Source organism: Bradyrhizobium sp. SZCCHNRI1009 (assembly GCF_032487575.1).
Classification (GTDB): domain Bacteria; phylum Pseudomonadota; class Alphaproteobacteria; order Rhizobiales; family Xanthobacteraceae; genus Bradyrhizobium.
The window spans coordinates 659,748-685,477 of sequence record NZ_JAUEUL010000001.1 but is presented as its reverse complement, the minus strand read 5'-3'; the positions used below and the strand labels follow the sequence as shown (position 1 = coordinate 685,477).

General features: G+C 67.0%; 26 protein-coding genes and 1 riboswitch. Of the genes, 12 read left to right on the top strand and 14 right to left on the bottom strand.

Features of this window, described 5'->3' with window-relative positions:
• The first annotated feature begins 6 nt into the window (after window positions 1-6).
• Window positions 7-1,101 carry an HWE histidine kinase domain-containing protein gene (locus QX010_RS03135; protein WP_316177544.1) on the top strand — a complete coding sequence of 365 codons (1,095 nt, stop codon included), beginning with the start codon at window positions 7-9 and terminating at the stop codon, window positions 1,099-1,101.
• A 6-nt stretch (window positions 1,102-1,107) separates the two neighbouring features.
• Here QX010_RS03135 and QX010_RS03130 read toward each other — a convergent pair whose 3' ends face one another.
• The 8 genes from QX010_RS03130 to QX010_RS03095 all read right to left on the bottom strand — a co-directional run bounded on the left by QX010_RS03130 (window position 1,108) and on the right by QX010_RS03095 (window position 10,989).
• Window positions 1,108-1,923, bottom strand: a complete 816-nt coding sequence (locus QX010_RS03130; RefSeq protein WP_315803263.1) for an XdhC/CoxI family protein — start codon at window positions 1,921-1,923, stop codon at window positions 1,108-1,110.
• Window positions 1,924-2,135: 212 nt separating this feature from the next.
• The gene (locus QX010_RS03125) at window positions 2,136-3,341 is read right to left on the bottom strand and encodes a VWA domain-containing protein (RefSeq protein ID WP_316177542.1); all 1,206 of its coding nucleotides are present in this window, start codon (window positions 3,339-3,341) and stop codon (window positions 2,136-2,138) included.
• The gene (locus QX010_RS03120; RefSeq protein ID WP_315803261.1) at window positions 3,338-4,207 is read right to left on the bottom strand and encodes a MoxR family ATPase; all 870 of its coding nucleotides are present in this window, start codon (window positions 4,205-4,207) and stop codon (window positions 3,338-3,340) included. Before QX010_RS03120 ends, QX010_RS03125 begins: the two co-directional genes overlap by 4 nt.
• A 279-nt stretch (window positions 4,208-4,486) precedes the next feature.
• Entirely contained in the window at window positions 4,487-6,907 is a 2,421-nt protein-coding gene (locus QX010_RS03115; protein ID WP_316177539.1) for an aerobic carbon-monoxide dehydrogenase large subunit, read from the bottom strand.
• Window positions 6,904-7,404, bottom strand: coding sequence for a (2Fe-2S)-binding protein (locus QX010_RS03110; protein WP_008961550.1), 501 nt, complete (start codon window positions 7,402-7,404; stop codon window positions 6,904-6,906). The genes QX010_RS03115 and QX010_RS03110 overlap by 4 nt, the downstream gene beginning before the upstream one ends.
• A gap of 283 nt (window positions 7,405-7,687) precedes the next feature.
• Window positions 7,688-8,551: a xanthine dehydrogenase family protein subunit M gene (locus QX010_RS03105; protein WP_316177538.1), complete on the bottom strand. Its 864-nt coding sequence runs from the start codon at window positions 8,549-8,551 to the stop codon at window positions 7,688-7,690.
• A gap of 328 nt (window positions 8,552-8,879) precedes the next feature.
• A complete protein-coding gene (locus QX010_RS03100; protein WP_316177536.1) occupies window positions 8,880-10,088 on the bottom strand; it encodes an MHYT domain-containing protein in 1,209 nt (402 codons plus the stop codon).
• A gap of 295 nt (window positions 10,089-10,383) precedes the next feature.
• Complete coding sequence (locus QX010_RS03095) at window positions 10,384-10,989, bottom strand: 6,7-dimethyl-8-ribityllumazine synthase (protein ID WP_316177535.1); 606 nt, start codon at window positions 10,987-10,989, stop codon at window positions 10,384-10,386.
• A 77-nt stretch (window positions 10,990-11,066) separates the two neighbouring features.
• Window positions 11,067-11,260: riboswitch (FMN riboswitch) on the bottom strand.
• Window positions 11,261-11,654: 394 nt separating this feature from the next.
• Between QX010_RS03095 and QX010_RS03090 the strand changes: the two genes are divergently transcribed.
• Together QX010_RS03090 and proC are read left to right on the top strand one after the other, a co-directional pair.
• A complete protein-coding gene (locus QX010_RS03090) occupies window positions 11,655-12,155 on the top strand; it encodes a YbjN domain-containing protein (protein WP_315714059.1) in 501 nt (166 codons plus the stop codon).
• 115 nt (window positions 12,156-12,270) lie between these two features.
• A complete protein-coding gene (proC, locus tag QX010_RS03085) occupies window positions 12,271-13,092 on the top strand; it encodes a pyrroline-5-carboxylate reductase (protein ID WP_316177533.1) in 822 nt (273 codons plus the stop codon).
• Window positions 13,093-13,111: 19 nt separating this feature from the next.
• Here the strand turns inward: proC and QX010_RS03080 are convergent, their stop codons facing one another.
• Complete coding sequence (locus tag QX010_RS03080; protein WP_315803255.1) at window positions 13,112-14,428, bottom strand: TAXI family TRAP transporter solute-binding subunit; 1,317 nt, start codon at window positions 14,426-14,428, stop codon at window positions 13,112-13,114.
• A gap of 309 nt (window positions 14,429-14,737) precedes the next feature.
• Window positions 14,738-15,976, bottom strand: coding sequence for an MFS transporter (locus QX010_RS03075; protein WP_316177531.1), 1,239 nt, complete (start codon window positions 15,974-15,976; stop codon window positions 14,738-14,740).
• Window positions 15,977-16,167: 191 nt separating this feature from the next.
• Between QX010_RS03075 and QX010_RS03070 the strand changes: the two genes are divergently transcribed.
• The 6 genes from QX010_RS03070 to QX010_RS03045 all read left to right on the top strand — a co-directional run bounded on the left by QX010_RS03070 (window position 16,168) and on the right by QX010_RS03045 (window position 20,674).
• The gene (locus QX010_RS03070) at window positions 16,168-16,608 is read left to right on the top strand and encodes a hypothetical protein (protein WP_316177529.1); all 441 of its coding nucleotides are present in this window, start codon (window positions 16,168-16,170) and stop codon (window positions 16,606-16,608) included.
• A gap of 70 nt (window positions 16,609-16,678) precedes the next feature.
• Entirely contained in the window at window positions 16,679-16,969 is a 291-nt protein-coding gene (locus tag QX010_RS03065; RefSeq protein ID WP_316177528.1) for a hypothetical protein, read from the top strand.
• Window positions 16,970-16,979: 10 nt separating this feature from the next.
• Entirely contained in the window at window positions 16,980-18,392 is a 1,413-nt protein-coding gene (locus tag QX010_RS03060; RefSeq protein WP_316177527.1) for a TolC family protein, read from the top strand.
• A gap of 13 nt (window positions 18,393-18,405) precedes the next feature.
• Window positions 18,406-19,740: a copper oxidase gene (locus QX010_RS03055; RefSeq protein WP_316177526.1), complete on the top strand. Its 1,335-nt coding sequence runs from the start codon at window positions 18,406-18,408 to the stop codon at window positions 19,738-19,740.
• 43 nt (window positions 19,741-19,783) lie between these two features.
• Window positions 19,784-20,245 carry a cupredoxin family protein gene (locus QX010_RS03050; RefSeq protein ID WP_316177525.1) on the top strand — a complete coding sequence of 154 codons (462 nt, stop codon included), beginning with the start codon at window positions 19,784-19,786 and terminating at the stop codon, window positions 20,243-20,245.
• 132 nt (window positions 20,246-20,377) lie between these two features.
• Window positions 20,378-20,674, top strand: a complete 297-nt coding sequence (locus QX010_RS03045) for a copper-binding protein (RefSeq protein WP_315803248.1) — start codon at window positions 20,378-20,380, stop codon at window positions 20,672-20,674.
• A gap of 287 nt (window positions 20,675-20,961) precedes the next feature.
• Here QX010_RS03045 and QX010_RS03040 read toward each other — a convergent pair whose 3' ends face one another.
• The gene (locus QX010_RS03040) at window positions 20,962-21,855 is read right to left on the bottom strand and encodes a LysR family transcriptional regulator (protein WP_316177523.1); all 894 of its coding nucleotides are present in this window, start codon (window positions 21,853-21,855) and stop codon (window positions 20,962-20,964) included.
• Window positions 21,856-21,958: 103 nt separating this feature from the next.
• On the opposite strand from QX010_RS03040, the gene QX010_RS03035 reads away from it, so the two are divergent.
• The 3 genes from QX010_RS03035 to QX010_RS03025 all read left to right on the top strand — a co-directional run bounded on the left by QX010_RS03035 (window position 21,959) and on the right by QX010_RS03025 (window position 23,490).
• Window positions 21,959-22,699: a glucose 1-dehydrogenase gene (locus QX010_RS03035; RefSeq protein ID WP_316177522.1), complete on the top strand. Its 741-nt coding sequence runs from the start codon at window positions 21,959-21,961 to the stop codon at window positions 22,697-22,699.
• Between the two features lie 56 nt (window positions 22,700-22,755).
• Window positions 22,756-22,968, top strand: coding sequence for a 4-oxalocrotonate tautomerase family protein (locus tag QX010_RS03030; protein WP_316177521.1), 213 nt, complete (start codon window positions 22,756-22,758; stop codon window positions 22,966-22,968).
• A gap of 390 nt (window positions 22,969-23,358) precedes the next feature.
• Entirely contained in the window at window positions 23,359-23,490 is a 132-nt protein-coding gene (locus QX010_RS03025) for a hypothetical protein (protein ID WP_316177520.1), read from the top strand.
• A gap of 66 nt (window positions 23,491-23,556) precedes the next feature.
• Here QX010_RS03025 and QX010_RS03020 read toward each other — a convergent pair whose 3' ends face one another.
• From QX010_RS03020 to QX010_RS03010, 3 genes are read right to left on the bottom strand one after another with little or no spacing between them, the layout of a single operon-like run.
• Window positions 23,557-24,687 carry an ATP-binding protein gene (locus tag QX010_RS03020; RefSeq protein ID WP_316177519.1) on the bottom strand — a complete coding sequence of 377 codons (1,131 nt, stop codon included), beginning with the start codon at window positions 24,685-24,687 and terminating at the stop codon, window positions 23,557-23,559.
• A 42-nt stretch (window positions 24,688-24,729) separates the two neighbouring features.
• Window positions 24,730-24,957: a hypothetical protein gene (locus QX010_RS03015; protein ID WP_316177517.1), complete on the bottom strand. Its 228-nt coding sequence runs from the start codon at window positions 24,955-24,957 to the stop codon at window positions 24,730-24,732.
• Between the two features lie 15 nt (window positions 24,958-24,972).
• Window positions 24,973-25,515: a helix-turn-helix domain-containing protein gene (locus QX010_RS03010; protein ID WP_316177516.1), complete on the bottom strand. Its 543-nt coding sequence runs from the start codon at window positions 25,513-25,515 to the stop codon at window positions 24,973-24,975.
• Window positions 25,516-25,730 lie beyond the last annotated feature (215 nt).

Genomic DNA, 25,730 nt, shown 5'->3' with positions numbered 1-25,730 from the left:
AGCTTCATGACGTCCGATCGCGACGCCTCCGCGCCAGACCGATTGACTGCCCTGTTGCAGACCGAGCTGCTCGACTCGCCGCCGGAGCCGGGCTTCGATCGCGTCACCCGTTTGACCTCGCGGCTGCTGCAGGCCCCGGCGGCGATCATCGCGCTGGTGGATCGCGACCGGCAGTTCTTCAAGAGCTCGGTCGGCCTGTGCGAGCCGTGGGCGTCGCTGCGCGAGACGCCGCTCAGCCACTCCTTCTGCCAGCACGTCGTGACCTCGGCGCAGCCGCTGGTGATCAGCGACGCCAACGAGCATCCGCTGGTGAGGGACAATCTCGCGGTGCCGGTTCTCGGCGTGATCGCCTATCTCGGCGTCCCCCTGCGGCTGCCGAGCGGCGAGGTGATCGGCGCGCTCTGCGCCATCGATCACGAGCCGCGGCCGTGGAGCGACGACGACATCGCCCAGCTCACCGAGCTCAGCGAGATCGTGATGGACGAGATCGCGCTGCGCACCGAGAATGCGCGGCGGCGCACGGTCGAGCAGCATCATCGCGTGCTCGTCCATGAGCTCAATCACCGTGTCAAGAACACGCTGGCGTTGGTCGACAGCGTGATCGCGCTCAGCATCCGCGCCGATTCGGCGCTGGCCGAGTTCGGCGAGGTGCTGCGCGGCCGCATTGCCGCGCTGACGCGCAGCCACGCGCTGGCGCTGGATCGCGGCCGGGAGGCGATCGCGCTCGATGAGCTGGTCTGCGCCGAGCTGGCGCCGCTGCAAGGCGACCGTGTCGCGGTCGACGGCCCGGCCGTGCCGCTTGCGCCGGGCGTCGCGCTGTATCTGTCGATGGGGCTGCACGAGCTCGTCACCAACGCGGTGAAATACGGCGCGCTGTCGAACGATGCAGGACAGGTGACGCTGAGCTGGACCCATGCCGACGGACGGCTCAAGCTGTCCTGGGAGGAGAACGGCGGGCCGCAGGTCTCCCCACCTGCGAGCAACGGCTTCGGCTCGCTGCTGTTCGAGCGCATTCTCGGCGCCGCGCTGAAGGGCGAGGTCACGCGCGACTTCGCGCCGGATGGGCTCAGGGTCTCGTTCGACCTGCCGCTCGCGCCATGACGGAATTCAGCCGCGCTGGCCGCGCCGGCGCACCTGCGTGATCTCGGCCAGGATCGACATCGCGATCTCCTCCGGCGTGATGGCGCCGAGATCGAGGCCGGCCGGCGCCTTGACCTCGTCGAGCAGCGCGGCGTCGATGCCGTCCTTGATCAGCTTGTCGCGCAGGCTGTCCATCTTGCGGCGGCTGCCGACGAAGGCGTGGTAGGCCGCATCGCAGGCGAGCGCGGCGCGCAACGCCGCCTCGTCGCCCTTGCCTTGCGTCGACACGACCACGAAGCGGCTGCTCCCGGCCGGTTGGCCTAGCGCGAAGCCATCGATCAGCACATCGGCCTGCGGTGTCGTGACGAGATCGGACGCCGGCGCCGCCAGCGTCACGTGATAGCCGAGCGGCCGGGCCTGCGCGGCGAGCGCGACCGCGACCGGGCTCGCGCCGAGAATGACCAGCGCGGGATGCGGAAGCACCGGCTCGACGAAGATATCCATGGTGCCCTTGCTCGGGCACATGTTGGCGGCGAAGCGCACGCCTTCCTTGGTTTCGCCCGGCTTGACGCCGAGCTCGGCGAGCAGGTTCTCAGGCTGCACCGAGACCATGCGAGGGATGCCGTCGGCGAGCGCCTCACGCGCCGCCTTCAGCACCGCGCCGCGGGCGCAGCCGCCGCCGATCCAGCCCGCGACGATGCTGCCGTCGGGGCGGATGATCGCCTTGGCGCCGGCCTTCGCGGCGGTCACCGACACCGTGCGGACGACAGTGGCGAGCACGAAGCTCTCCTCGGCGGCCTTGAGCTGCGCGGCGAGATCGAGCAGTTCGACAGTTGCCGTCATGATTGCCTCCTCTGCGGACTGTCGGAAGCACACTGCTTCGACAGAGAAGGTATGTTCCCTCCCCCCTTGTGGGGGAGGGCTAGGGAGGGGGCGTCTTGCACCGATGTCGGGGTACCCCCTCCCCAGCCCTCCCCCACAAGGGGGGAGGGAGCGCACTGCCGATGCCGTAGCAGAGTGCCTTATGGTCAGATCGATCAGGCTATTCGCCATCCTCACAACCTCGCCAGATACGGCTCCAGTGCGGCCAGCGAATTCAGCGTATGCGCGGCCGCGTAGAGATCGACGAACGGCAGCGCGGCCTTGATGCCGCGTGCGTCCGGCGCGTAGCCGTCCCAGCCGAGCATCGGATTGAGCCAGACGATGCGGCGGCAGCGGCGGCTCAACTGTGCCATCTCACGGCCGAGCAAGGCGGGATCACCGGTGTCGTAGCCGTCGGAGACGATCATCACGCAGGTCCGCGAATGGATGACGCGCGGCGCGTGCCAGCGGTTGAACGTCGCCAGGCTCTCGCCGATGCGCGTGCCGCCGCCGGCGCCCTGCGCCATCATCGAGAGACGGTCGAGCGCCCGCGCGGCGTCCTTCTCCTTCATGGCGTCGGAGACGTAGGCGAGCCTCGTGTGAAACAGGAAGGCCTCGGCCTCGCGAAAGGCGTCGAGCACGCCGTGGATGAAGCGCAGAAACACCGCGGTGTAGGGGCTCATCGAGCCGGAGGCGTCCAGCAGCACCACCAGCCGCAACGGCTTGTGCTTGCGTCGCCGGTGCACCAGCGCAATCGGCACGCCGCCATGGCTGATATTGCGGTGGATGGTGCGGCGCAGGTCGAGCCGCTCGCCCGACTTCCGCTGCTGATCACGCCGGGTCAATCTCGTCCGCATCGCCTTGGCGAGCCGCGCCGCTGCCTCATGCGCCAGCGCGACCTGGTCGGGATCGGCGAGCTTGCGGAAGTCGGTATCGCTGATGGCGGCGACGCGCGAGGCGCCTTCGCGCACGCCCTCGCCGCCCGCGTCGCGCGAGGTTTCGTCAGAGGGAATCTGATCGGTCGCGCCGTGAGGCTCCGGCTGAGCGGCATTCGCATCCTGCAGACTCTTCAGGGACGGGCTGTTCGCTCTCGCCGTCGAGCCGGAGACCAGCGACCGCGAGCGCACGCGCCTGCCGAGCCAGAAGGCGTCGAACAGGCCGTCGAAGCGATCCCACTCGCTCTTGCGTGCCGAAAACAGATGCTTGAACGCGGAGCGCAGCAGGCCGGGCTTATCGGCATAGCCCGCACTCATCACTGCCGCCGCGTCCTGCCCTTCCGCCAGGCCGACCGCAAAGCCGTTGTCGCGCAGCGTCTTGAGAAACGCACCGAGACGGCCCGCGACGAGCCGCGCCACCGCGTCCATGTCCTCGTGGTCGGGTGTGGCGCCACAGCAGCTCATGCGACCTTCCCCAACAGCCGCGCCGCGACCTCGCGGGTGATGCGCGCGCGGTCCTCATGCGTCTTGAGCAGGCACATCAAGGTGTCATGCACCATCTCCGGCTGGTCCTTGAGATCGCGTACGTCGAGCCCGACCAGGGCCGCCGCCCAGTCCAGCGTCTCGGCGACGCCGGGCACCTTGCGCAGTTCCTCCTTGCGCAGGGATTCGACCATGCGCGCGATCTGCAAGGCGAGCGAGGCGGAGGCACCGTCGATCCGCGTCAGGATGATGCGCGCCTCGCGGTCGACATCGGGATAGTCGACGTAGTGGTAGAGGCAGCGCCGGCGCAGCGCATCCGATAGCTCACGGGTTCCGTTCGAGGTCAGCACCACATGCGGAATGCTGATCGCCTTGATGGTGCCGAGCTCGGGGATCGAGACCTGGAAGTCGGACAGCAGCTCCAGCAGGAACGCCTCGAACTCGTCGTCGGCGCGATCGATCTCGTCGATCAGCAGCACCGGCGGCATGGCGCGGCGGATCGCCGCCAGCAGCGGCCGCTCGAGCAGATATTTCTCGGAGAAGATCTGATCCTCGATGGTGTCCGGCTGGCCGCGATGCGCCTCGATCGCCAGCAGCTGGCGCTGGTAGTTCCACTCGTAGAGCGCGGAGCTCTGGTCGAGGCCTTCATAGCATTGCAGACGGATCAGCTCGGTGCCGTGCACGCAGGCGAGCGCCTTGGCGACCTCGGTCTTGCCAACGCCGGCTTCCCCCTCCAGCAGCAGCGGCCGCTTCAACAGCTGCATCAGCGCGATCGCGGTCGCCAGCTCGCCGTCGGCGATATAGCCGCAGGCGGCGAGAGATCGGGCGATGTCGTCGCGGGTTTTCATACCGGTTTGTTTCTCGATCTCGCCGCGAAGTCGGTGTGTTCCCTCCCCCCTTGTGGGGGAGGGTTAGGGAGGGGGGTGCCCCGCGCGAGACTGCCGCCGGAGACCCCACCCCCGACCCCTCCCCGCAAGGGGGAGGGGAGCGCACCGGCGATGCGGTTACAGCGCCGTCTCTCTCGGCGTCATTGCGAGCGGAGCGAGGCAATCCAGGGTGATGGACGGGACTCTGGATTGCTTCGTCGCTTCGCGCCTCGCAATGACGAAGGTGCTCTTGGACTTCGTCTATGCAACCGCGCCCAAATTCTTCGCCGCCTGCCAGTTGCGCCAGAAGTCGTGGGGCATCTGGATGTGCGTCGCGCCGAGGAACGAGAACGCGTCGTTCACGGCGTTGGAGAACGCCGGCACGCCGCCGACATTGGGGCTTTCGCCGACGCCCTTGGCGCCGATCGGATGATGCGGCGAGGGCGTGACCGTGAAGTCGGTCTCCCAATGCGGCGTCTCGACCGCGGTCGGCATGAAGAAGTCCATGAACGAACCGGTCACGACATTGCCCTCGGCATCGTAGCGGATCTCCTGCCCCATCGCGATGGCGAAGGCTTCGGTGAGGCCGCCATGCACCTGGCCCTCGATGATCATCGGGTTGATGCGGGTGCCGCAATCGTCCAGCGCATAGAAGCGCCGGACCTTGTACACGCCGGTATCCACATCGATGTCCATCACGCAGAGATAGGCGCCGAACGGATAGGTCATGTTGGGCGGATCATAGTAGCTGACGGCCTCCAGCCCCGGCTCCATGCCCGGCGGCACGGAGTTGTAGGCCGCCCAGCAGATGTCCTTCATCGACATCGCCTTCTCCGGCAGGCCCTTGACCCGGAAGCCGTCGATGTCCCATTCGAGATCGTCCTCGTGGACCTCGAGCTTGTAGGCCGCGATCATCTGCGCCTTCGCCTTGATCTTGCGCGCGGCCATCGCGATGGCCGCACCTGCCACCGGCGTCGAGCGCGAGCCGTAGGTGCCCAGGCCGTAAGGCGCGGTGTCGGTGTTGCCCTCCTCGACCATGATGTTATCGGCGGGTATGCCGATCTCGCTGGCGATGATCTGTGCCCAGGTGGTCTCGTGGCCTTGGCCCTGGCTCTTGGTGCCCATCCGCGCGATGCCGGCTCCGGTCGGGTGCAGGCGGATCTCGCAGGAGTCGAACATCGCGATGCCCAGGATGTCGCAATTTTTCGACGGACCGGCGCCGACGATCTCGGTGAAGAAGGAGACGCCGATGCCCATGATCTCGCGGGTCTCGCCGCGCTTAAACGCGGCGCGCTTCTCGGCCTGCTCCTTGCGCAGCCCCGCGTAGTCCACGCTCTCCATCATCTTACGCATGGCGGTGTGATAGTCGCCGGAATCGTATTCCCAGCCGAGCGCCGAGTGATAGGGAAACTGCTCCGGCTTGACGAAATTCTTCAGCCGCAGCTCGGCCGGGTCCATGCCGAGCTTCTGCGCGAGAATGTCTATGCCGCGCTCGATGCAATAGGCCGCCTCGGTGACGCGGAACGAGCAGCGATAGGCGACGCCGCCCGGTGCCTTGTTGGTGTAGACGCCATCGACCGCGAGATGCGCGACCGGGAAGTCGTAGGAGCCGGTGACGATGTTGAAGAAGCCGGCCGGCCATTTCGACGGGTCGGCGCAGGCGTCGAAGCCACCGTGGTCGGCAAGCACATGGACGCGCAGGCCGGTGACCTTGCCGTCCTTGGTCGCCGCGATCTCCGTGGTCATGTGATAGTCGCGCGCGAACGCGGTGGCGGTCAGATTCTCGATGCGGTCCTCGACCCATTTCACCGGCTTGCCCGTCACGATGGAGGCGACGGCGGCGCAGATGTAGCCGGGATAGGCGCCGACCTTGTTGCCGAAGCCGCCGCCGATGTCGGGCGCGATGACGTGGATCTTCTGCTCGGGGAGTTTCGCGATCAGCGACACCACGGTTCGGATGACATGCGGCGCCTGGAACGTGCCCCAGATCGTCAGCTCGCCCTTGATCTTGTCGAACGAGCAGACGCACTGGCATGTCTCGAGCGGCGACGGATGGGTGCGGTGATAGGAGATCATCTCCTTGATCGTCACATCCGCCTTCTTGAACGCCGCCTCGGTCAGCTCCTTGTCACCGACGCTCCATTCGAAGATGTGATTGTGATGCTTGCGCGGGCCGTGTGCGCCAGAGGTCTTGCCGGCGAGGTCCTCGCGCAAAACGGGAGCGTCCGGGTCCATGGCCTTGAACGGATCGACCAGCACCGGCAGCGGCTCGTACTCGACGACCACCTTGGAGACGCCGTCATCGGCGGCGTAGCGGTCGGTCGCGACGACGAACGCGACCTCCTGGTTCTGGAACAGCACCTTGCCGTCGGCGAGCACCATCTGCACGTCGCCGGCCAAGGTCGGCATCCAGGCGAGGTTGACCGTCTTCAGCGTCTCGGCGGTGATGACCGCCAGCACGCCCGGCACCTTCAGCGCCTCCTCGGTGTGGATCGCCTTCACCCGCGCATGCGCATGCGGCGAGCGCACGAAGTCGCCGTGCAGCATGCCAGGCAGCTTGACGTCATCGACGTAGTTGCCCTTGCCTTGCGTGAAGCGAATGTCCTCGACGCGCTTGCGCCGGCAGCCCATGCCTTCGAGGGCGGCTTCGCGTTGTTCCCGCGTGGGAGTCATGTCGTTCATTCCGCGGCCTCCTGGAATTCCACGCCGTTGATCTTGGCGGCGGCGTATTGGATCGCCTTGACGATGTTCTGATAGCCGGTGCAGCGGCAGATGTTGCCGGAGATGCCGGCGCGGATCTCGGCTTCCGTCGGCTGCGGATTCTCCTTCAACAGCCGATGCGCGCGCAAAATCATGCCGGGCGTGCAGAAGCCGCATTGCAGTCCGTGCATCATGCGGAAGCCTTCCTGCAGCGGCGACAAGGTGCCGTCGGCATTGGCCATGCCCTCGATCGTGGTGATCTCGGCGCCATTGGCCTGCACCGCGAGCATGGTGCAGCTCTTCACGCTCATGCCGTCGATATCAACAGTGCAGGCGCCGCAATGGCTGGTCTCGCAGCCGATATGCGTGCCGGTGAGCTGCGCCTGCTCGCGCAGGAAATGGACCAGCAAGGTGCGCGGCTCGGCGAGGCCTTCGACCTCGCTGCCGTTCACCTTCATCGTGACGTGGGTTTTGGGCATTCGGTGCTCCCTGAAGACGTCTTCGAACTTTTGCTCAGCTACCAGCCGCGGTGTCAGTGCGCTCCCCTCCCCCTTGCGGGGAGGGCAACCGGCCGCATTCGCGGCCGGCTTTTTTGAAGAACGCCGAAGCAAAGCTTCGGCTGCGGGTGGGGGTCCACGGCGGCAGTCTCGCCTGGGGCTACCCCCCTCCCCGCCCCTCCCCCACAAGGGGGGAGGGAGATGAGAGAGCTCGCCGCATGGCGAGGTTGCACCGCGTGCGGGGCCGCGGCGTCAGCAAACGCGGCTACTTCGCCCGGCTCGCCGCGCGCTGCAGGGCGCGCATCACCATGATGCCACCGACATGCTTGCGGTACTCGGCCGGGCCGCGCGCATCGGACGCCGGCTGCATGATCGCGCGCGCCGCCGTCGCGGCGGCCTTTAGCGCGGCATCGTCGAGCGCCGTGCCGATCACGGCGTTCGCCGCGGCGGTCGCGAGCAGCGGCGTCTCGTGCAGATTGGTGAGCGCGATCACGCAGCTCGCCACCTTGCCGCCGGCCATGGTCAACACGACGGCCGCCGCGGCGGTCGCGTAGTCGCCGACCTTGCGCTTCAGCTTATCATAGGCATAGCCGTGTCCCGCGGGTGGAACGGGAATGCTCACACCAGTCAGGATCTCGCCGGGCTCGAGCGCGGTGAAATAGGCGCCCTGGTAAAACTCGCGCGCGGCGACCTCGCGGGCGCCGTTCGGACCTTCGAGCCGGTAGGTCGCGTCCAGCGCCAGCATCAGAGCCGGCATGTCGTTGCCGGGATCACCATTGGCGACGTTGCCGCCGAGCGTGCCGCGGTAGCGCACCTGCGGATCGGCGATCAACAGCGCGGTCTCGTGCAGGATCGGCAGCGCCGCGCCGATATCGGCCGACGCCAGCAGCTCGGCCTGCGTGGTCATCGCGCCGATGACGATGCGTTCGCCCTCGCGGCGGATGCCCTTGAGGCCGGCGATGCCGTGCAGATCGATCAGATGCGCTGGCGTCGCCAGCCGCAGCTTCATCATTGGCAGCAGGCTGTGGCCGCCCGCGAGGGGGCGCGCATCGTCGCCGAGGTCGGCGAGCAGCTTGATCGCATCGCCGACGCTCGCCGGCCGGTGATAGTCGAACGGGCCAGGAATCATGACGTGTCCTCTCCTGTGCTGGCCTGCCTTGCCGGCAAGGCCGTCGCGTTGTTGCGGCGGGCGTTCGTGCTGCGAGAGCGAAGTGCGAACGCGGACGCATCGCGGATTGGCGCGGAGCGTCGATCGTGACAGCCGGCCGCGCAACGAAGCCGGCACGGAGAGCGGCGAAATCGCACGAAATGCGGCTGGTCGCGCACGAATTGCGTCAGCGAGCGCGACCCAATCGCGCGAGTGACGGCATGCGCGGCCGCGCAAGACGCGCGCGCGGTGTTGGATGCGTTGCGGAGAATGGCGGCGCTCTGTTGCGGCAGCGAAATGAACGCTGAGCTCAGGCCGGCCGCCGCAGCCCGAGCCGCGCCTTGACCTCGGCGACCTTGGCGCGGCTCACCGGCACGCGCGGCTTCGAGGGGCCATCGAGCTCGATGATCGCGCCCTCGCCTTCCCGGCCGACGTAGATCACATGCTCGATCGCGACGATGTGGCTGCGGTGCACGCGGATGAAGCGGCCGGGATCGAGCTGCGCCTCAGCCTCGGAGATCGACCAGGGGCACATCCGCTCGCGGGTGCCGTCGTGGATCCGGGTGTAGTGCGCATCGGCGCGCACGCTGCGCACGTCCCCGGCGTCGATGAAATGGGTGCCGTTGGCGCCCTCCAGCGGCAATCGCGCCGCGGTCGCGCGTGGCGGCTGGCCGATGCCCCCCAGCGGCGCCGCCGTTGCCCGGCTCATGGCGGCGACCTCGACCACGGACTCGGCCGCCGGCGCGGCCGGTTCCGGCGCCAATTGCGGCGCAGCCTCGGCAACGGCCGGCATGGGCTGCGATTGACGGCGCGGGTCCGGCACCAGCGACAGCAAAAATCCGGCGGCGATGACGAAGCACAGCACGGCGACGACGATCGCGAGCGCTTGCGGCGACGCAGCAAGTCCTGGTGCGGCGTGATGATGTCCCTCGCCCATCGGCACGACATGCATTCCCAGCATCGCCGTGTAATGCATGCCGGACACGGCGATGCCGAACGCAACCGCACTGATGGCGAGCCGCAGGCCGTCCTGCCGCGCCAGGAAGATGCGCAGGCCGCCATAGGCGGCGCCGATCGCAATCGCCACCGACAGCGCCACCAGCGCCGGATCATGCGTCAGCCCGAACGAGCCGGACAGGCCGTGCATGCCGACATAATGCATGCTGGCGATGCCGGCGCCGAGCAGCAGCGCGGAAGGAACGACGCGCCGGGGCGAGGGATCGCCGATGCTGACGAAGAACAGCGAGATGCCGATCACGAGCGCGCAGATCAGGAACGAGATGATGGTCGGCAGCACCAGATAGACGGCATCGGCCGGCAGCGGCGCCGCCATCATGCCCACGAAATGCATGGTCCAGATGCCCACGGCCAGAATGCCGGCGGCGCCGGACAGCAGCACGCGCGCGTTCTCTCCCGGCCCGCTGCGGATGCGCGCGGTGAGACTGAAACCGGTATAGCCACCCAGGCTCGCGATCACGACCGAGAGCGCGACGAGATAAGGATCGTATCCTTCGATCATCCTTGCCGGCCGCCCGTCGCCACGGGCCAGCCTCCTCCCGCGGATGTTTTACAGGTGCGGCGAGGAAATTGACAACACAAGGCGGGGAGCGGGAGGGGGCGTGATGTCGCTGGGGTTGCGTGAGCGCTGAGCGCCTAGCGACCCTTCCGCGACAGTGAGATGCGGGACTCTTACCGCAACGGCGGTGGGCCCCCTCCCCCTTGCGGGGAGGGGAGCCGACTGCCGTCGCGGTGAGAGCTGAGTTCGAACGTCGAATCAGGTGTGGCCGGCGTCAACCGGCCACACGTCGTCAGCCTCAGATGATCCCCGCCGCGACCTGGCCGCGCAGCCGCTCCAGGCTCAGCAAGGTCTCGGCACAGGCGGTCGCCACCTCGATGCCCTTGGTCGCAAAGTGCTTGCGGAAGAACTCGAAATGCGCCTGCGTCTCGTGGAATTGCTGCGGCGTCAGCACCGCGGAGAACACCGGCACCTCGGTGCGCAATTGCACGTCCATCAGCGCCTTGATGACGGTGTCGGCGACGAACTCGTGGCGGTAGATGCCGCCGTCGACGACGAGACCGGCCGCGACGATCGCGGTGTAGCGCCGCGTCTTCGCCAGCAACTGCGCATGCAGCGGGATCTCGAACGAGCCCGGCACCTCGAAGATGTCGACGCGGTCGCGCGGGATATTCCGTGCTTCGATCTCGTCGAGGAACGCCACCCGGCATTCGGCGACGACGTCGCGATGCCAGGCCGATTGCACGAAGGCTATGCGCTGCGGCTTGCTGAAGCGCGGATGCGACGGCGCCGGTGGCGACTCGTCGGGCGGTGACGCGGCCGACATGTCCGCCGGCGGCGACGTGGCTGCGGTGAGGGTGTCGGTGGGAGTATCGGTAGGCGCGTCTTGCAACATCTGATTCATGGTTATCCTCGTCAGAGACCAGAATCAGGGCATACGGAACGACGACGCCCCCACGCTGACATGCGCGGGGTGCCGGGACCCGTTCTCTTTCATCCGGACTGTGACCGTCGGCTTCGGAATCGCACCGAATCTGCTGACCCTTCTCTGCGCGGCGCGTTCCGGAGAACAGAATTCTCCAGACCGAGCCTTGCCGACAAGGCGCTCGCGGGCTCGCGCTCGACCGGGAACGCTTACCGCCGGTGGGGAATTTCGCCCCGCCCTGAGAACATCGGCCGCCCGGGATGGACGGCCTGAACGAACTATGCAGGCGGCCGGCGGCTGCGGCAAGGCCTCACGCCCGCAGTCCGCGACGGGCGGCCATGCAGTCGCCCGCGGCCGTTCCCACGGCCGGATCGGCCCGGACGGAGCGGCTGCGGCGAATCCGATTCCGTTTTGTTCTCATTCGGCGATGATTCCACAGGCCGGACAGGAGTTGTGGACGAAGCGGTGTTTGGCTGTGGACGGACTCGCCCCCCCGTTGCGCAGATTCCGCAAATCACATCAGTTTGTCCTCGCACGCCCGGGTTACCTCCGGGACTGCAAGCCGGGTCTCGAAGCGCCGCGAGGGCGTGGGCCGGGTCGCCGCGTATGTACCAACGAGATCAAGAAGACGAGGTCGAGACGGCATGTCCCTGCTCGAAAGCACTATCGATTCCGCCGATCATCCGCTGAGCGTGGTCGAGACCATTGCGGCCGACAACAACTGGATGTTCGAGCGCTCCGGCGAGGACGAGATCACGATCGCCTCCAAGGGCCAGTGGACCGACTACCAGCTCTCCTTCACGTGGATGGCGGAGATCGAGGCGCTGCATCTGGCCTGTGCCTTCGACATGAAGATTCCCGAGGCCCGCCGCGCCGAGGTGCAGCGGCTGATCGCAGCGATCAACGAGCAGCTCTGGCTCGGCCATTTCGACATCTGGACCCACACCGGCATGGTGATGCACCGTCAGGCCCTGGTGCTGCCGGGCGGCATCACCGCGTCGGGACTGCAATGCGAGAGCATGCTGGCCGGCGCCATCCACGCCTGCGAGCGCTATTTCCCGGCCTTCCAGTTCGTGGTCTGGGCCGGCAAGTCGACCCAGGAGGCCATGGCCGCGGCGCTGTTCGATACGGAAGGCGAAGCGTAAGCGCCTCCCCTCGTCATGCGCGGGCTTGACCCGCGCATCCATCTCACATCTAAAAGCCGCTCCTTTCAGTCGATGGATGGCCGGGTCAAGCCCGGCCATGACGGGTAGTGGCTCCATGACGTCTCTTTCCGACCTCCAACACACCACCGGCACCATCGTACTGGCCGGCGCCGGCAAGATGGGCGGCGCGATGCTGACCGGGTGGCTGGCCGGCGGCCTTGATCCCGCGCGCGTGGTCGTGATCGAGCCGATGCCGTCGGCCGAGATCACGGCGCTGAAGGCCCGGGGCGTCCGCCTCAATCCGACGACGGCCGCGCCGGCCGAGGTCGTCATCGTCGCCGTCAAACCGCAGATGTTTCCCGACGCGGGCCCCGCCTTGAAGCCGTGGGTCAGCGACGCGACGCTGGTGCTGTCGATCATGGCGGGCATCACGATCGCCGGCCTGCAACAGACGATCGGCGGCGCGGTCGTGCGCGCAATGCCGAACACGCCGGCCGCGATCGGCCGCGGCATCACCGTGGCGGTGCCGGCCGGCAACGTCAGCGCCGCGCAGCGCCTGCTGACGGACGCGCTGTTGCGCGCCACCGGCGCGGTGGAATGGGTCGACGAGGAGGCGCTGATGGACGCGGTGACCGCCGTGTCCGGCTCGGGTCCCGCCTATGTGTTCCTGCTCGCCGAGGAGCTCGCCCGCGCCGGCGTCGCCGCCGGCCTGCCCGAGTCCCTGGCGACGACGCTCGCGCGCCACACCGTGTCGGGCGCCGGCGAGCTGCTGCGCCAGTCGGACCTGCCGTCCGCCACGCTGCGCCAGAACGTCACCTCGCCCGGCGGCACCACCGCCGCGGCGCTGTCGGTGCTGATGGCAGCCGACGGATTCCAGCCGCTGCTGACCAAGGCGGTCGCCGCGGCCACGGCGCGCTCGAAAGAGCTCGCGAAGTAGACAACGGCGAGCTGACAGCTCAGCGCGACGGCGTCGGCGGCCCGCCATGCTGCTGGCGCCATTGCAGGAACTGGCGGAACAGGGCACTGCGCTCGGTTGGATCGTTCGACAGCTGTCCGCCGCTCTGGCGCACGAAGCTTTCGAACTGGGTCTGCTGCACGTCGGCGACCTGCGGCCGCGGCACCATGTTGTGCGCCAGCAGCCAGTCTTCCGCGGCCTTGAACCGCTTCCAGTTCGGGATGGCGGCGACGATGCTCGACTCCCGCCATTTCGGATGCCGCGGCGGCTTCATGAACTCGTCGTAGTTGGCGAAGAACGCGTCGACGAAGCGCGCCACCTTGCGGTAGCGCTCGGTATGCTCCGGCCAATTGTAGCTGACGAGCAGCATGCCGATCGCCACCGTCTCGATCGTCTCGCCGGGGTTGAGCAGGTTCGGATATTCCTCGGAGGACAATGTCGTCGGCAGATAGAGGTCCTGCAGCCGGCGGTCGTAGGGGATCGTCACAAGGTGCAGCGCGCGGTTGTCGTTCCTGATGTTGCGGGCGAGCTGGAACACCTTGCCGGTGGAGACGATGTAGGCGTCGGCGTCGCCATCGATCAGCTTCTGGATCGATTTGGCGTCGTCGGTCGCGTAGTCGAACGACGCCGTGAGGCCGAGACGGTGGAAGATCACGCGCGCGGAATAGAAGCCGACATCGGTCGGCGCGATGATGCGCTTGCCGTTCAGATCGAAGATCGAGCGGATCGAGGACCGCGCGATGACATGGATCTCGTTGTGATAGAGCCGCGCGATGTAGCGGAGCTGCGAGGTGATGTCGGGGATGCCGTATTGCAGGCGGTAGAATTCGGGCACGTCGGCGGCGACCGCGCCCATGTCGATGCTCTTCAGGAATAGAATATCGGAGACGTTGCGCACCGGTCCTTTGCCGAGCACCGGCAGAACGCGGACGTTGGTCTGGTCGTCGAGGACGCGCGCCATGTCCGAGCCGAACACGGAGGTGGCGCCGCCGGCCGGCGCCGTGATGATGGTGACGGTGCCGTCGTTGACGTCGGTCGGGTTGGGCAGCCGCCACACGTCCGGCCCGCTGCCGGGCGCGGGCGACAGCGACGCCGGCAGGCCGGCGGGACGTGGCGGCGCCGGAATCACGGGCGCGCCGTTCGGCCGGGCGGCCGGCGCCACCGGCACGATGATGGAGCGGGTCGCTGCCGGGCGCGGCGGCTGCGGCGGTTGTTGTTGGAGCTGCGGCCACGCCTGCGCGGACACCTGGCTCATCATGAGTCCGGCTGCGAGCGCGGCGAGCGCGACTTGCGAAGCTGCCTTCGAGACGATGGACATAGCGCAACGGCCTCCTGCACCATCGCGATGCCGCCGCAGCGTTCTCGACCGGTCCGGAGCATTCACCTCGAGGCCTGCCTGCGTCAGGCATGCGACGGGCGACCGCGGCCTCGGCTGAGACCTCGCGACAACCAACCTCGCGATGCGGAGCGCGCCCGAGGCCAAACGGCCACGATCGGCTCCGATCGAGGTCGATAGTTGCGGGAGGTGATTCGATGGATTTGCGGCAGCCGCCGGGATTTTGTATGACGACGTGCATATAAACCGGATATCGGACTCCGGCTGTGGCTCTCGTGCAACGCGTTGCGTTCAGACCGCCAGCCGGTGTTGCCGCCGCGCCAGGATCAGCAGCGTCACGACGATCGCCAGGTTCAGGCCATTCCACGCGATGCCGTTGGCGAAGGCCGCTGAATAGGACCCCGTGGCGTCGAAGATGACGCCCGAGACCCAGCCGCCGAACGACATGCCGAACACCGAGGCGAAGATGATGATGCCGACCCGCGTGGCGGCCTCGCGCGCCGGCATCGCCTCGCGCACGATGATCGCATAGCTCGGCACGATGCCGCCCTGGAACAGGCCGAACATGCCCGAGATCAGATAGAGCGACGTCAGGCCGTCGAAGAACAGATAGAACAGAAGCGCAAAACCCTGCGCCAGCGAGCCGATCAGGAGCGTGCGCATGCCGCCGATGCGATCGGCGAGAAAGCCGGAGCCGATCCGGCTGACGATGCCGAGCGCCATCATCAGGGACAGCATCTGCGCGCCGACGGCGACGCCGTAGCCGAGATCGCCGCAATAGGCGACGATGTGCACCTGCGGCATCGCCATCGCCACGCAGCAGGCGATCGCGGCGATGCTGAGCAGCACAGTCAGCGCATTGGTGGAGATCGGCAGCTCCAGTTGCGGCGGCGCCGCGCCGGCATGGTTCTGCGCGCCGGCACCGTCCATGCGGGCGCGCAGCACCAGCAGCAGCGCGCTCATCGTCACCGCGCAGAAGACGCCGAGCGCGACATGGCTGGCGCGCCAGCCGATCTGCTGCACGCCCCAATTCACCAGCGGCGGCCACACCGTGCCGGCGACGTAGTTGCCGGAGGCGACGATGGTGACGGCGAGGCCGCGATAGCGCACGAACCAGTGCGACGCCTCCGCCATCAGCGGCGCGAATGTGACGGACGAGCCGAGCCCGATCAGGAAATACACCGCCTGAAACTGCCACAGCGTCACCGACGCACCGGCGAGCAGATAGGCCGCGGCGGTCGTCGCGATGCTGAGCGCCATCGCGGTGACGATGCCGAAGCGGTCGGTGATGCGGCCGACGATGACGCCGCCGAGGCCGAAGCCGAACATCGTCAGCGTATAGGCCAGCGAGACCGCGCCCCGGCTGGCGGCGAACTCGGCCTGCACGACCGGCAGCACGACCACCACCGTCCACATCCCGGCGCCGCCGATGGAGCCGATGACGAGCGCAAGCGCCAGCCGCGCCCAAGCCTGGCGCGAGTCCGGAATGAAGTGAGGCGCTTCCTCGAATCTTGTCTGGGGTCCGTGCACGATTCCTGCAACTTCGTTGCCGCACCGCATCAGGTCAAGCCACATTGCTGCGGCATTGGGCATGCAGAAGCAGCGCAACAGGAGGGACCTGTGCGGTCAGGGTTCGGCCCTCTTGGCGGCGCGACACTTTGTCATTAGGTTGCGCTCGATTGGAGAGATTTGCGCGGATGTCATTGGGACTGACCCGGAAGATGCTGCTGGTGGCAGGACGGTTGCTCGTCCTGGCCTACATCATCTGCGTGGTCAGCCCGGGTGTGGCGCTCGCGCTCGGCAACGCCGCGCCCTGTCTCGACGAGCCCGTCGTTGCCGCTGTGGTCTCCCCTCATGACGCGGCTCGCCACGAGATGGTCATGACGGCGATGCCGCAGACCATGGCGGCGCACGCCCATCATCATGATCACCCTGTCGCCGACGTCGCGATGCACACTCCAGCTCCCGCGCCGTCGCACCACGATCATGACAAGATGCCAGGCCCCTGCTGTGCCATGATGTGCGCGGTGGGTCTGGCTGCCGCGCTGCCGGCGGTCGCCCTCCCCGCCTCGCTCGCCGCCACCAGCGTGACGCCGCGCGACGAAGGCCTGCCCGGTCGCACGCCGCAGCGCCTGTATCGCCCCCCCATCGTCCTGGCCTGAGCGAAAAACGCCGGCTTCGCGCCCAGGTGGCGCGGCCGCTCGCGATTCATCGACAGACCAAGGATACCTCATGTTGTCGCAATCCATGGCGACGCCCGCTGCCGCATGTCCGGCGCGGCGCATCCTGCCATTCTCCATCGTCGCCAGCGCATTGACACTGCTTGTCGCGACGAGCCTCGCCGCCTGCCAGCCGCGCACGATCGCATTGGCCGGGGCTGATCCGGCCGATCCGGCGGCGAGCGTCGCGCCGGTGCGCGTGTCGGGCGTCGTCGGACCCTACACGCCGCTGCGACCGGCCGCGCCGGCCGCCTGGGGCCAGCGCACCGACCCCGGCGCATCGCGCCCCGAGCCGAGCCGCTAGGGAGCGCCACATGCAGGGTATCATCAGGCTCGCGGCGCTCGCTGCAGCACTTGCGCTCGCAGGCTGTGCCTCGTTCTCGCCGGACGGCGGCATGGGCGCGGTCGCGGACATCACCGGCCATACCACCGGCAAGGAGATCGCCTCCGTGAGAGGCGATGACGACGCTGAGCGCGTCCGCGCTGCGACGCGCCGCCTGCTCGCCCGGCCCTTGTCGGCCGATGCCGCCGTGCAGGTCGCTCTGTTCAACAACAAGGGCCTGCAGGCCGTCTACAACGCGCTCGCGCTCAGCGAGGCTGACATGGTCGAGGCCAGCCTGCCGCCGAACCCGACCTTCTCCCTGATGCGCATCAGCGGCGACGGCGCGCTGGAGGCCGAGCGCCAGGTCGCCGGCGACATCCTGGCGCTCGCCACCTTGCCGCTGCGCTCGGAGATCGCGCGCGAGCGCTTTCGCCAGGCCCAGTTGAAGGCGGCGCTGGCGACACTGCGGCTCGCCGCGGAGGTGCGCCGCGCGCATGTGCGCGCCGTCGCTGCCAACGAGCTGGTGGCGCTGCTGGTCGAGGCGCAATCGGCCGCGGAGGCGACCGCGAAGCTCGCCTCGAAGCTCGGCGAGACCGGCGCGCTCAACCGGCTCGATCAGGCGCGCGAGCAGGTGTTCTATGCCGAGACCACCGCCGAGCTCGCCACCGCGCGCCGCGCGGCGGGAAGCGCGCGCGAGCGGCTGATTCGGCTGATGGGCCTGTGGGGCGACGATCTCGCTTTCCGCCTGCCCGACCGGCTGCCCGCGCTGCCGCGCCGCCCGCTGAGTCAGCCCTTCGTCGAGGCCGATGCCGCCGGCCATCGCATCGATCTGCAGATCGCCCGCCTCGAGCTCACGGCGCTCGCCGCCTCGCTGCAGCTCACCGACGCCACGCGCTTCGTCACGCTGCTCGACCTCGCCGGCCTCGACCGCAAGACCGTCGAGCCGGACGGCCGCGTCATCCGCGAGCGCGGCTACGACGTGCAGTTCCAGATCCCGATCTTCGACGGCGGCGAGGTGCGGGTGCGGCAGGCGGCGGAGAGCTACAACATCGCCTTCAACCGTCTCACCGAACGCGCCGTCATTGTCCGTTCCGAGGCGCGCGACGCCTATCGCAGCTACCGCGCGGCCTTCGACATCGCCGGCCACTACGCCCGCGAGGTGCTGCCGCTGCGCCGGATCATCAGCGAGGAGATGCAACTGCGGTACTCCAGCATGCAGGTCGACATCTTCGCCCTGCTGCTCGAGGCGCGGCAGCGGCTGGCGTCGCGCCGGGCCGCTATCGATGCGGTCAGGGACTTCTTCCTCGCCGACGCCGAGCTGTCCGCCGCGGTCAATGGTGGCGGCACCGGCGGCGAGGACACGACACAGCAGACCGCGAGCGCGCTGGCGCCGGGCAATGACTGACAGGAGAGCATGCATGTTTTCACGCCGCACACTGCTCGGCTCCGCGGCTCTTGCCGGCGCCGCCGCCGTCTCCGGCCGCGTCCAGGCCGCCACGATTCCTGAGGCGCCGACCATGGACAAGGCGGTGATGCAGCCGCCGCTGCATCCGACCGCAGGCCCGGACTATCAGCCGGTGGTCACGCTCAACGGCTGGTCGCTGCCGTTCCGCATGAACGGCGACTGGAAGGAATTTCATCTCGTCGCCGAGCCGGTCACGCGCGAGTTCGCGCCCGGCATGACCACGCATCTGTGGGGCTACAACGGCCAGTCGCCGGGTCCGACCATCGAGGCCGTCGAAGGCGACAAGCTCCGCATCTTCGTCTCCAATAAATTGCCGGAATACACCACCGTGCACTGGCACGGCGTGATCCTGCCCTGCGGCATGGACGGCGTCGGCGGCCTGACCCAGCCGCACATCAAGCCCGGCAAGACCTTCGTCTACGAGTTCGAGATGAAGCATGCCGGCACCTTCATGTATCACCCGCACGCCGACGAGATGGTGCAGATGGCGATGGGCATGATGGGCATGATCGTCGTGCATCCGCGCGACCATGTGCCGCCGCCGGTCGACCGCGACTTCGTGTTCGTGATGTCGACCTACCGCATCGAGCCCGGCAGCTATCTGCCGAAGGTCAACGAGATGACCGACTTCAATATGTGGACCTGGAATGCGCGGGTGTTTCCCGGCATCGATTCCCTGCCGGTGCGACTCGGCGATCGCGTCCGCATCCGCATCGGCAATCTCACCATGACCAACCACCCGATCCATCTGCACGGTCACAAGTTCAAGGTGATCGGCACCGACGGCGGCTGGCTTCCGGAAACGGCGCAATTGCCTGAGACGACGACCGACGTGCCGGTCGGCGCGGTGCGCGTGCTCGACTTCACCGCCGACAATCCCGGCGACTGGGCGTTCCACTGCCACAAGTCGCACCACACCATGAATGCGATGGGCCATGACATGCGCAACCTGATCGGCGTGACGCGCAAGGAGCTGGCCGCCGCGGTCGGCAAGCTCGCGCCCGACGGCATGGTGATGGGCAACACCGGCATGGCGATGGGCAGCATGGAGATGCCGGCCCCCGACAACACGCTGCCGATGATGACCGGCAGCGGCCAGTTCGGCCCGATCGAGATGGGCGGCATGTTCACGGTCGTGAAGGTGCGCGAGGGCCTCGCCCGCGACGACTACAGCGATCCCGGCCCTTATCAGTTCCCCAAGGGCACCGTGGCCTATGAGGTCGCGAGCGCGCCGGAGCCGCCGCAGCGAACCGGGAGTGCCGCGACGCAAATCCGAACACAACGCTGACGACAGATGCACTAAACGCCACACAACGAACTGGAGACTACGAATGAAGATTCCGATCGCGATCAGCGCGGCGCTGGCCACCGCCATGATCATCGCCGCACCGGCTGATGCCCATGAGGCGCACGGATCGCGCGGCTATTCCGCGGGCGAGCCGGGCGATCCCAAGCAGCCGTCGCGCACCATCGAGGTGCTGCTGAGTGAGATGGAGTTCACGCCGGCGCGCATCGAGGTGAAGCGCGGCGAGCAGATCCGCTTCGTGCTGCGCAATACCGGCAAGGAGGATCACGAGTTCCTGCTCGCCACCAAGGCCGAGAACCTGAAGCACGCCGCGGTCATGAAGAAGCACCCGCACATGGAGCACGACGAGCCCAACGGCACCCGGCTCGCGCCGAACAAGACCGCCGAGCTGCTGTGGCGGTTCACCAGGCCCGGCACGTTCGAATATTCCTGCCTGATCCCCGACCACCGCGAGTTCGGCATGACCGGCCACGTCACCGTCAAGTGACGCCTAGTTCGTAGGGCGGACTAGCGAAGCGTAATCCGCCCCGGACCGCCCACGGGAATGAGAAACGCGGCGGATCACGCTTCGCTGATCCGCCCTACCCATCGAGATCAATCTCGCAGAAGGAACGACACCATGAAGACACTCCCTCAGCTCACGACCGCCGCCGTGCTGGCCCTTGCGCTTGTTGCCCCCGCCTTCGCCGCCGACATGATCAGCGGGGAGGTCAAGAAGATCGACACCGCCGCCGGCAAGGTCACGCTGAAGCACGGCCCGGCCAAGAGCCTCGGCATGACCGAGCCGATGACCATGGTCTATGGCGTCAAGGACCCCGCTCTGCTCGGTACGGTCAAAGTCGGCGACAAAGTGAAGTTCGAGGCCGTCGAGGACTCCTCGGGCTACACCGTGACGAAGATCGAGAAGAGCAAGTAGGAACTGCTGCGCGCGGCAAGGATCGCGGGACGTATCGGTCCTATTGCGCCACAACCATCGTCATTCCGGGGCAAGGCCGCAGGCCTTGAACCCGGAATCTCAGCCGCTTCGCGCTGCGCATTGACGATTGCCCCGGAATGACAGCGAGTGGAGGCTGCTGCGCGCGGTGAGATCGCACAGCAGCAAGCGAACGAGCGTCGCCGTCATCCGCCATTCCGCCGCGCACGCGGAGGCGCGGCGGATCATGCTGTGCTGATCCGCTCTACGCGAGCCGCCCTACGGGACTCCTACAGCTTGGCCCGTCCGAGAATGCCGACGATCCAGTCGAGGAACACGCGCAGCCGCAAGGTCATCTGCCGGTTCTGCGGATAGAGCGCGTGCAGCGGCGTCGGCGACGGCGGACAGTCGCTGAGAATCTCGACCAGGCTGCCGTCGGCCAGATCCGGCGCGAAGCGATAGCGCGGCGCCTGCACCAGTCCGAGGCCGAGCCGGGCGAGGTCCCTCATCGTGTCGGAATTGTTGACCGTGACCCGGCTCGGCAGCACCACATGGCGCAGCCGGCCGTCGCAGGTGAATTCGAGCGGCAGCACCTCGCCGGTCCGCGAAGAGATGAAGCCGACCATGCGATGGCCGTCGAGATCGTCGGGACTCGCCGGCGTGCCGTGCGCCCGCAGATAGGCCGGACTGGCGACGGTGATCTCCTCGATCGTGCCGAGCCGGCGCTGGACCATGCCGCTCGCCTCCGGCTCGCCGGAGCGGATGACGCAATCGACGCCCTCGCGCACCAGATCGACCAGGCGGTCACCCTGGCCGATGCGCAGGTCGAGCTGCGGATGCGCGGCGAGAAGCGCCGGCAGGTGCGGCAGCAGGAAGGTCCGCGTGAGCAGCGGGTGGGCGTCAATCCGCAGCAGGCCGCGCGGGCTCGCGTCGCGCAGCGCGCTTTCGGCCTCCTCGATGTCGGCGAGAATGCCGATCCAGCGCCGGTAATAGTCCTCGCCGTCCAACGTTGGGGTGACGTGGCGCGTGGTGCGCTCGATCAGCCGGACGCCGAGCCGCGCTTCGAGCTCCTTCAGCACCTCGCTCGCGGTCGAGCGCGGCAGGCCGAGATCGGCCGCCGCGGCCGTGAAGCTCCGGCGCTCGACGACGCGAACGAACAGACGCATGGCGTCCAGGCGATCCATGGCGATTGTTCGCCCAGGCCGACATCTGATGTCAAGCTACCGGCGATTATACGGACCGAGCGATCAGCTATGTCCTCTCGCATTGAAACGAGGGAGACCGACCATGCCCAACACGTCAACCCAGGTCGCGATCGTCACCGGAGGCTCGCGCGGCATCGGCGCGGCCATCGCCGAACGCCTCGCCGCTGATGGCGTCGCCGTCGTCATCAACTATGCCTGGGCCGAACAGGCCGCGGCGCACATGGTGCAACGGATCGGGGCGGCCGGCGGCCGCGCGCTTGCCGTGCAGGCCGATGTCGCCGCCCCCGCCAGCGCGGCGGCGCTGTTCGATGCCGCCGAGCAGGCCTTCGGCGGCGTCGACATCCTGGTCAACAATGCCGGCACCATGGCGCTCGGCGCCTTCGCGGAGCTGAGCGACGCCGATGTCGCGCGCCAGTTCGAGGTAAATGTCGCAGGCGTGTTCCGCACCCTGCGCGAGGCGGCGCGGCGGCTTCGCGACGGCGGCCGCATCGTCAATTTCTCCTCCAGCGTGGTCGGCCTCTATCAGCCGCGCTATGGCGCCTATGCCGCGACCAAGGCCGCGGTGGAAGCCATGACCCATGTGCTCGCCAAGGAGCTGGCGCCGCGCGGCATCACGGTCAACGCGGTGGCACCGGGGCCGACCGAGACCGAAATGTTCCTGAACGGCAAGACCGACGAGCAACTGCGCGCGATGGCGGCCGCGAACCCGTTCGGCCGCTTCGGACAGCCGCGCGAGATCGCCGACGTGGTGGCGTTCCTGACGAGCCCGGAGGCCGGCTGGGTCAACGGCCAGGTCGTGCGCGTCAATGGCGGCGTGATCTGACGCCGCGCCGTTTTCACCCGCCGGCCGATGCCGGCCCAATACCAGAGGAGTCTCCCATGCCGTTCGCCAACATCAAGGTGCCGCAGGCCGCGCTGACCAGCGCGCAGAAGGAGGAGATCGTGCATCGCGTGACCGCGATGTTCGTCGATTATTTCAGCGAAGCCGCGCGTCCGCACGCGATGGTACTGATCGAAGAGGTGCCCGACGGCGGCTATGGCCGCGCCGACGAGGTATTCGTGATCCCGCAAGCCTATCGCGCGGCGACGTGAGCCGCGGGCCGCGGCCGCGCTCCTCGCATTGCCCGCGATTCCCTGACAGGGCGGATGAACATCAGCGTCATCCGCCATCCCATGGATCGCCAGGCCCGCGGCGGATCACGATGCGCTGATCCGCCCTACGCGAGCCGGCCCATCTCTTTCCACCGTCGTTCCGGGGCTCGCGCTAGCGCGAGCCCCGGAATCCACGACCACGACCGTCAGCCACGATCTTCCCTCACAATGACGGCCTGTGGTTATGGATGCCGGGCTCATTCACAGGCGCCAGGTTCGCCCGCGAATGCCCGGAATGACGTGCGGATGGATCGCGCGGTGATCCGACAACCGGACATGTTGGCGCTTCGATCTCGATCGTATGGTCAGCCTCCTCGCACGGAGCGCGCCATGAAGGCCTATCTCGTCCTCGATCTCGCGGTTCACGACTTCCCGGCATTCAAGACCTATATCGACGCGATCCCCGCCTTCATCGCCTGGCGCGTTGGCCACACGATGCCGCTAGAGCACTGGCTGCGCTGATTGAAGAGGTTCGCCTGTCTACCAGACGCCAGGGATAAGACCGTGCGACCTTGGGGCGCTTTTCTGTTACTTGGACGCTTCGGTCGGTTCGGCCGCGGGCTCCGTCACAAGCACAACGGCTTCGTCCGGGATGTATATGTCTTGAGCCGGCATGCTCTTCAGCTTGCCGAGCAGGTAGGCGTTCTTGCTCGCGCGAGAGCCAAATACCTGAATGGCCTCACCGGGGTTCTTACGAATGAAATCCTCAACCGCTTTCAGGCCAGCACGAGTGATGTATTTGCGGCCCATTTTCTTCTCCACGACACAGTGGACGTTGTCGCCGTCGATCTTCAGGTGGCGGAGCAGCAGCGTCACCTGGGGCGGGTGAATCCGAGGAATGCCGTACACATCCCTCACCACCGCCGACAGCATCCTTGCCGCTTCGGTCGGGATGTTCTTGTCTTCATCCTCAAGGGGGGCATGAACGACCTGCTGGAGGTCAACGTTACCCATGACCACGTAAGCCGGCGCACCCGCTTCCTGTACGATCTGGCCCTTGTCGATAAAGGCGAGGCCCTTGGCAGTCTCCTTCGACATGAAGATGCGCGAATGCGGAGCCGACATGTCAACGATGCCGGCGTTTTCCAGCCCAACCTTCTGGATGACCTGCAGGGTCTCCATCATCTTGCGCAGGTATTGGGTCTCGCGCTCGACCAGCATGTTGTGCAGTTCGGCAAAGCCGATGGTGCGGGTCTGGCCAGCATAGCGGTAGTAGATGGCGCCTTCCTGGATGACGCCAACGTCCTTCTTGCCCGCTTTCTTGTCTTCGGCCACCTTCGACCGAGTGCGCTTGCAGATAACCGGCTTGTGGAGGCAGGGGTTTACGCCAACCGCATACAGGGTAGCCTTGCCAACCGTGTATTCGCGGATGGTGAAGGGGAGCTCCGGATCGAAATCATCCCGTAGCCGGTTGGCCCAATTAGCCTCATCGGTCATGTCCTGCGCGCCGATGATGTTGCGTGGCTTGTTGCTCACGCCGAAGATGATCACGCCGCCCAAGGCGTTCGCGAAAGAGGCCAGCACCTTGGTGTAGTCCGACAGGTCAGCGGAGATGAAGCCTTCCTTGAACTCAAGCCGCTTGCCCTCGCGGCTTGTTACCGCGCCGGTATCCGCATCGAACTGAACCAGCTCAGTGAAATCCGCTGGCAAGGCAAGCATGACAGCACCACAACGGAAGGGTGTAAAGGTCGGCCGCCGCCGTCACCTCAAATACACATTATATATGAAAGTAACCGCGATTCCCACGATAGCGACGATGCCGATCGGCCCGCGCCGCGCTCTGGCGATACCAAACAGGAGCACCAGCGTCGCCCGTCCGGGGCCAAGCGCCTGCGACAAGGCAGGGCCGTGCGACATGACCTGGCTGAGATCACACTCGACCGGCGGCGGCTTAGCCGGCTTCTTCGGTACGGGCAGCTCGTCACTCATGGGGCACGCTGACTCCTATAGTTCGTCCTCGGTTCGCTTGGCCGGCAAGATTTGGTTTTCAGATAACCTTCGTGCCACGTCGCCGAACATTTCCTGGGCAATCGGTCTGCGGTCTCTGGCCATAACCTCGATTGTGTCGTCCAGCACGCGCTCGAAGTCCTTTTCCTGGATGTATTGGATGCGTGCCCACGCGTAGGGCTTCAGCTTCTCTACCAGCGGCGCCATATCGTATTCCTGCAGATCGTCGCGGCTGCGGCGAGGTGCCTTGGCAATAAACTTGTTCTCGATGAGCCAGGACAAACCGCGCTGCACGGTCCGCTCGCTTATGCCCATGCGCCTCGCGATCGTGCTGGTACGGGGTCGTGGCATCCGGCCGTTCGAATGCCAGTGCGCGATGATGTTGAGGAGCACGTTGAGGTGCTCGCTGGAGATTTTGAGGTCTGCCTGATGCAGCAGCAGCACATACGGCAGGGTCAGGAAGCCGGGATCGGTTACGTAATCCCATTTCGCCCTGACGCGGCTCGGCCGCCTCGGCTCGCCGGTTTCGGTGATGGTCATGGGGCCTCGTCGTGATCGTGGGCTGATTTGTAGTCAAAAAACGATAGGACGGCATGTGTTCTTTTAGGTAAAATGACAAAATTGGCGGATTTTTGCGAGCTCGGCATACTTCTGTCTTCTCCTGATATCGAGCGCAGGCTCAGTGCGGTTCTTTGATACCGCTAACCGGGTTACAATCAGGGAGTGAACAGGGGAAAGCAGCGACGAAACGTCCG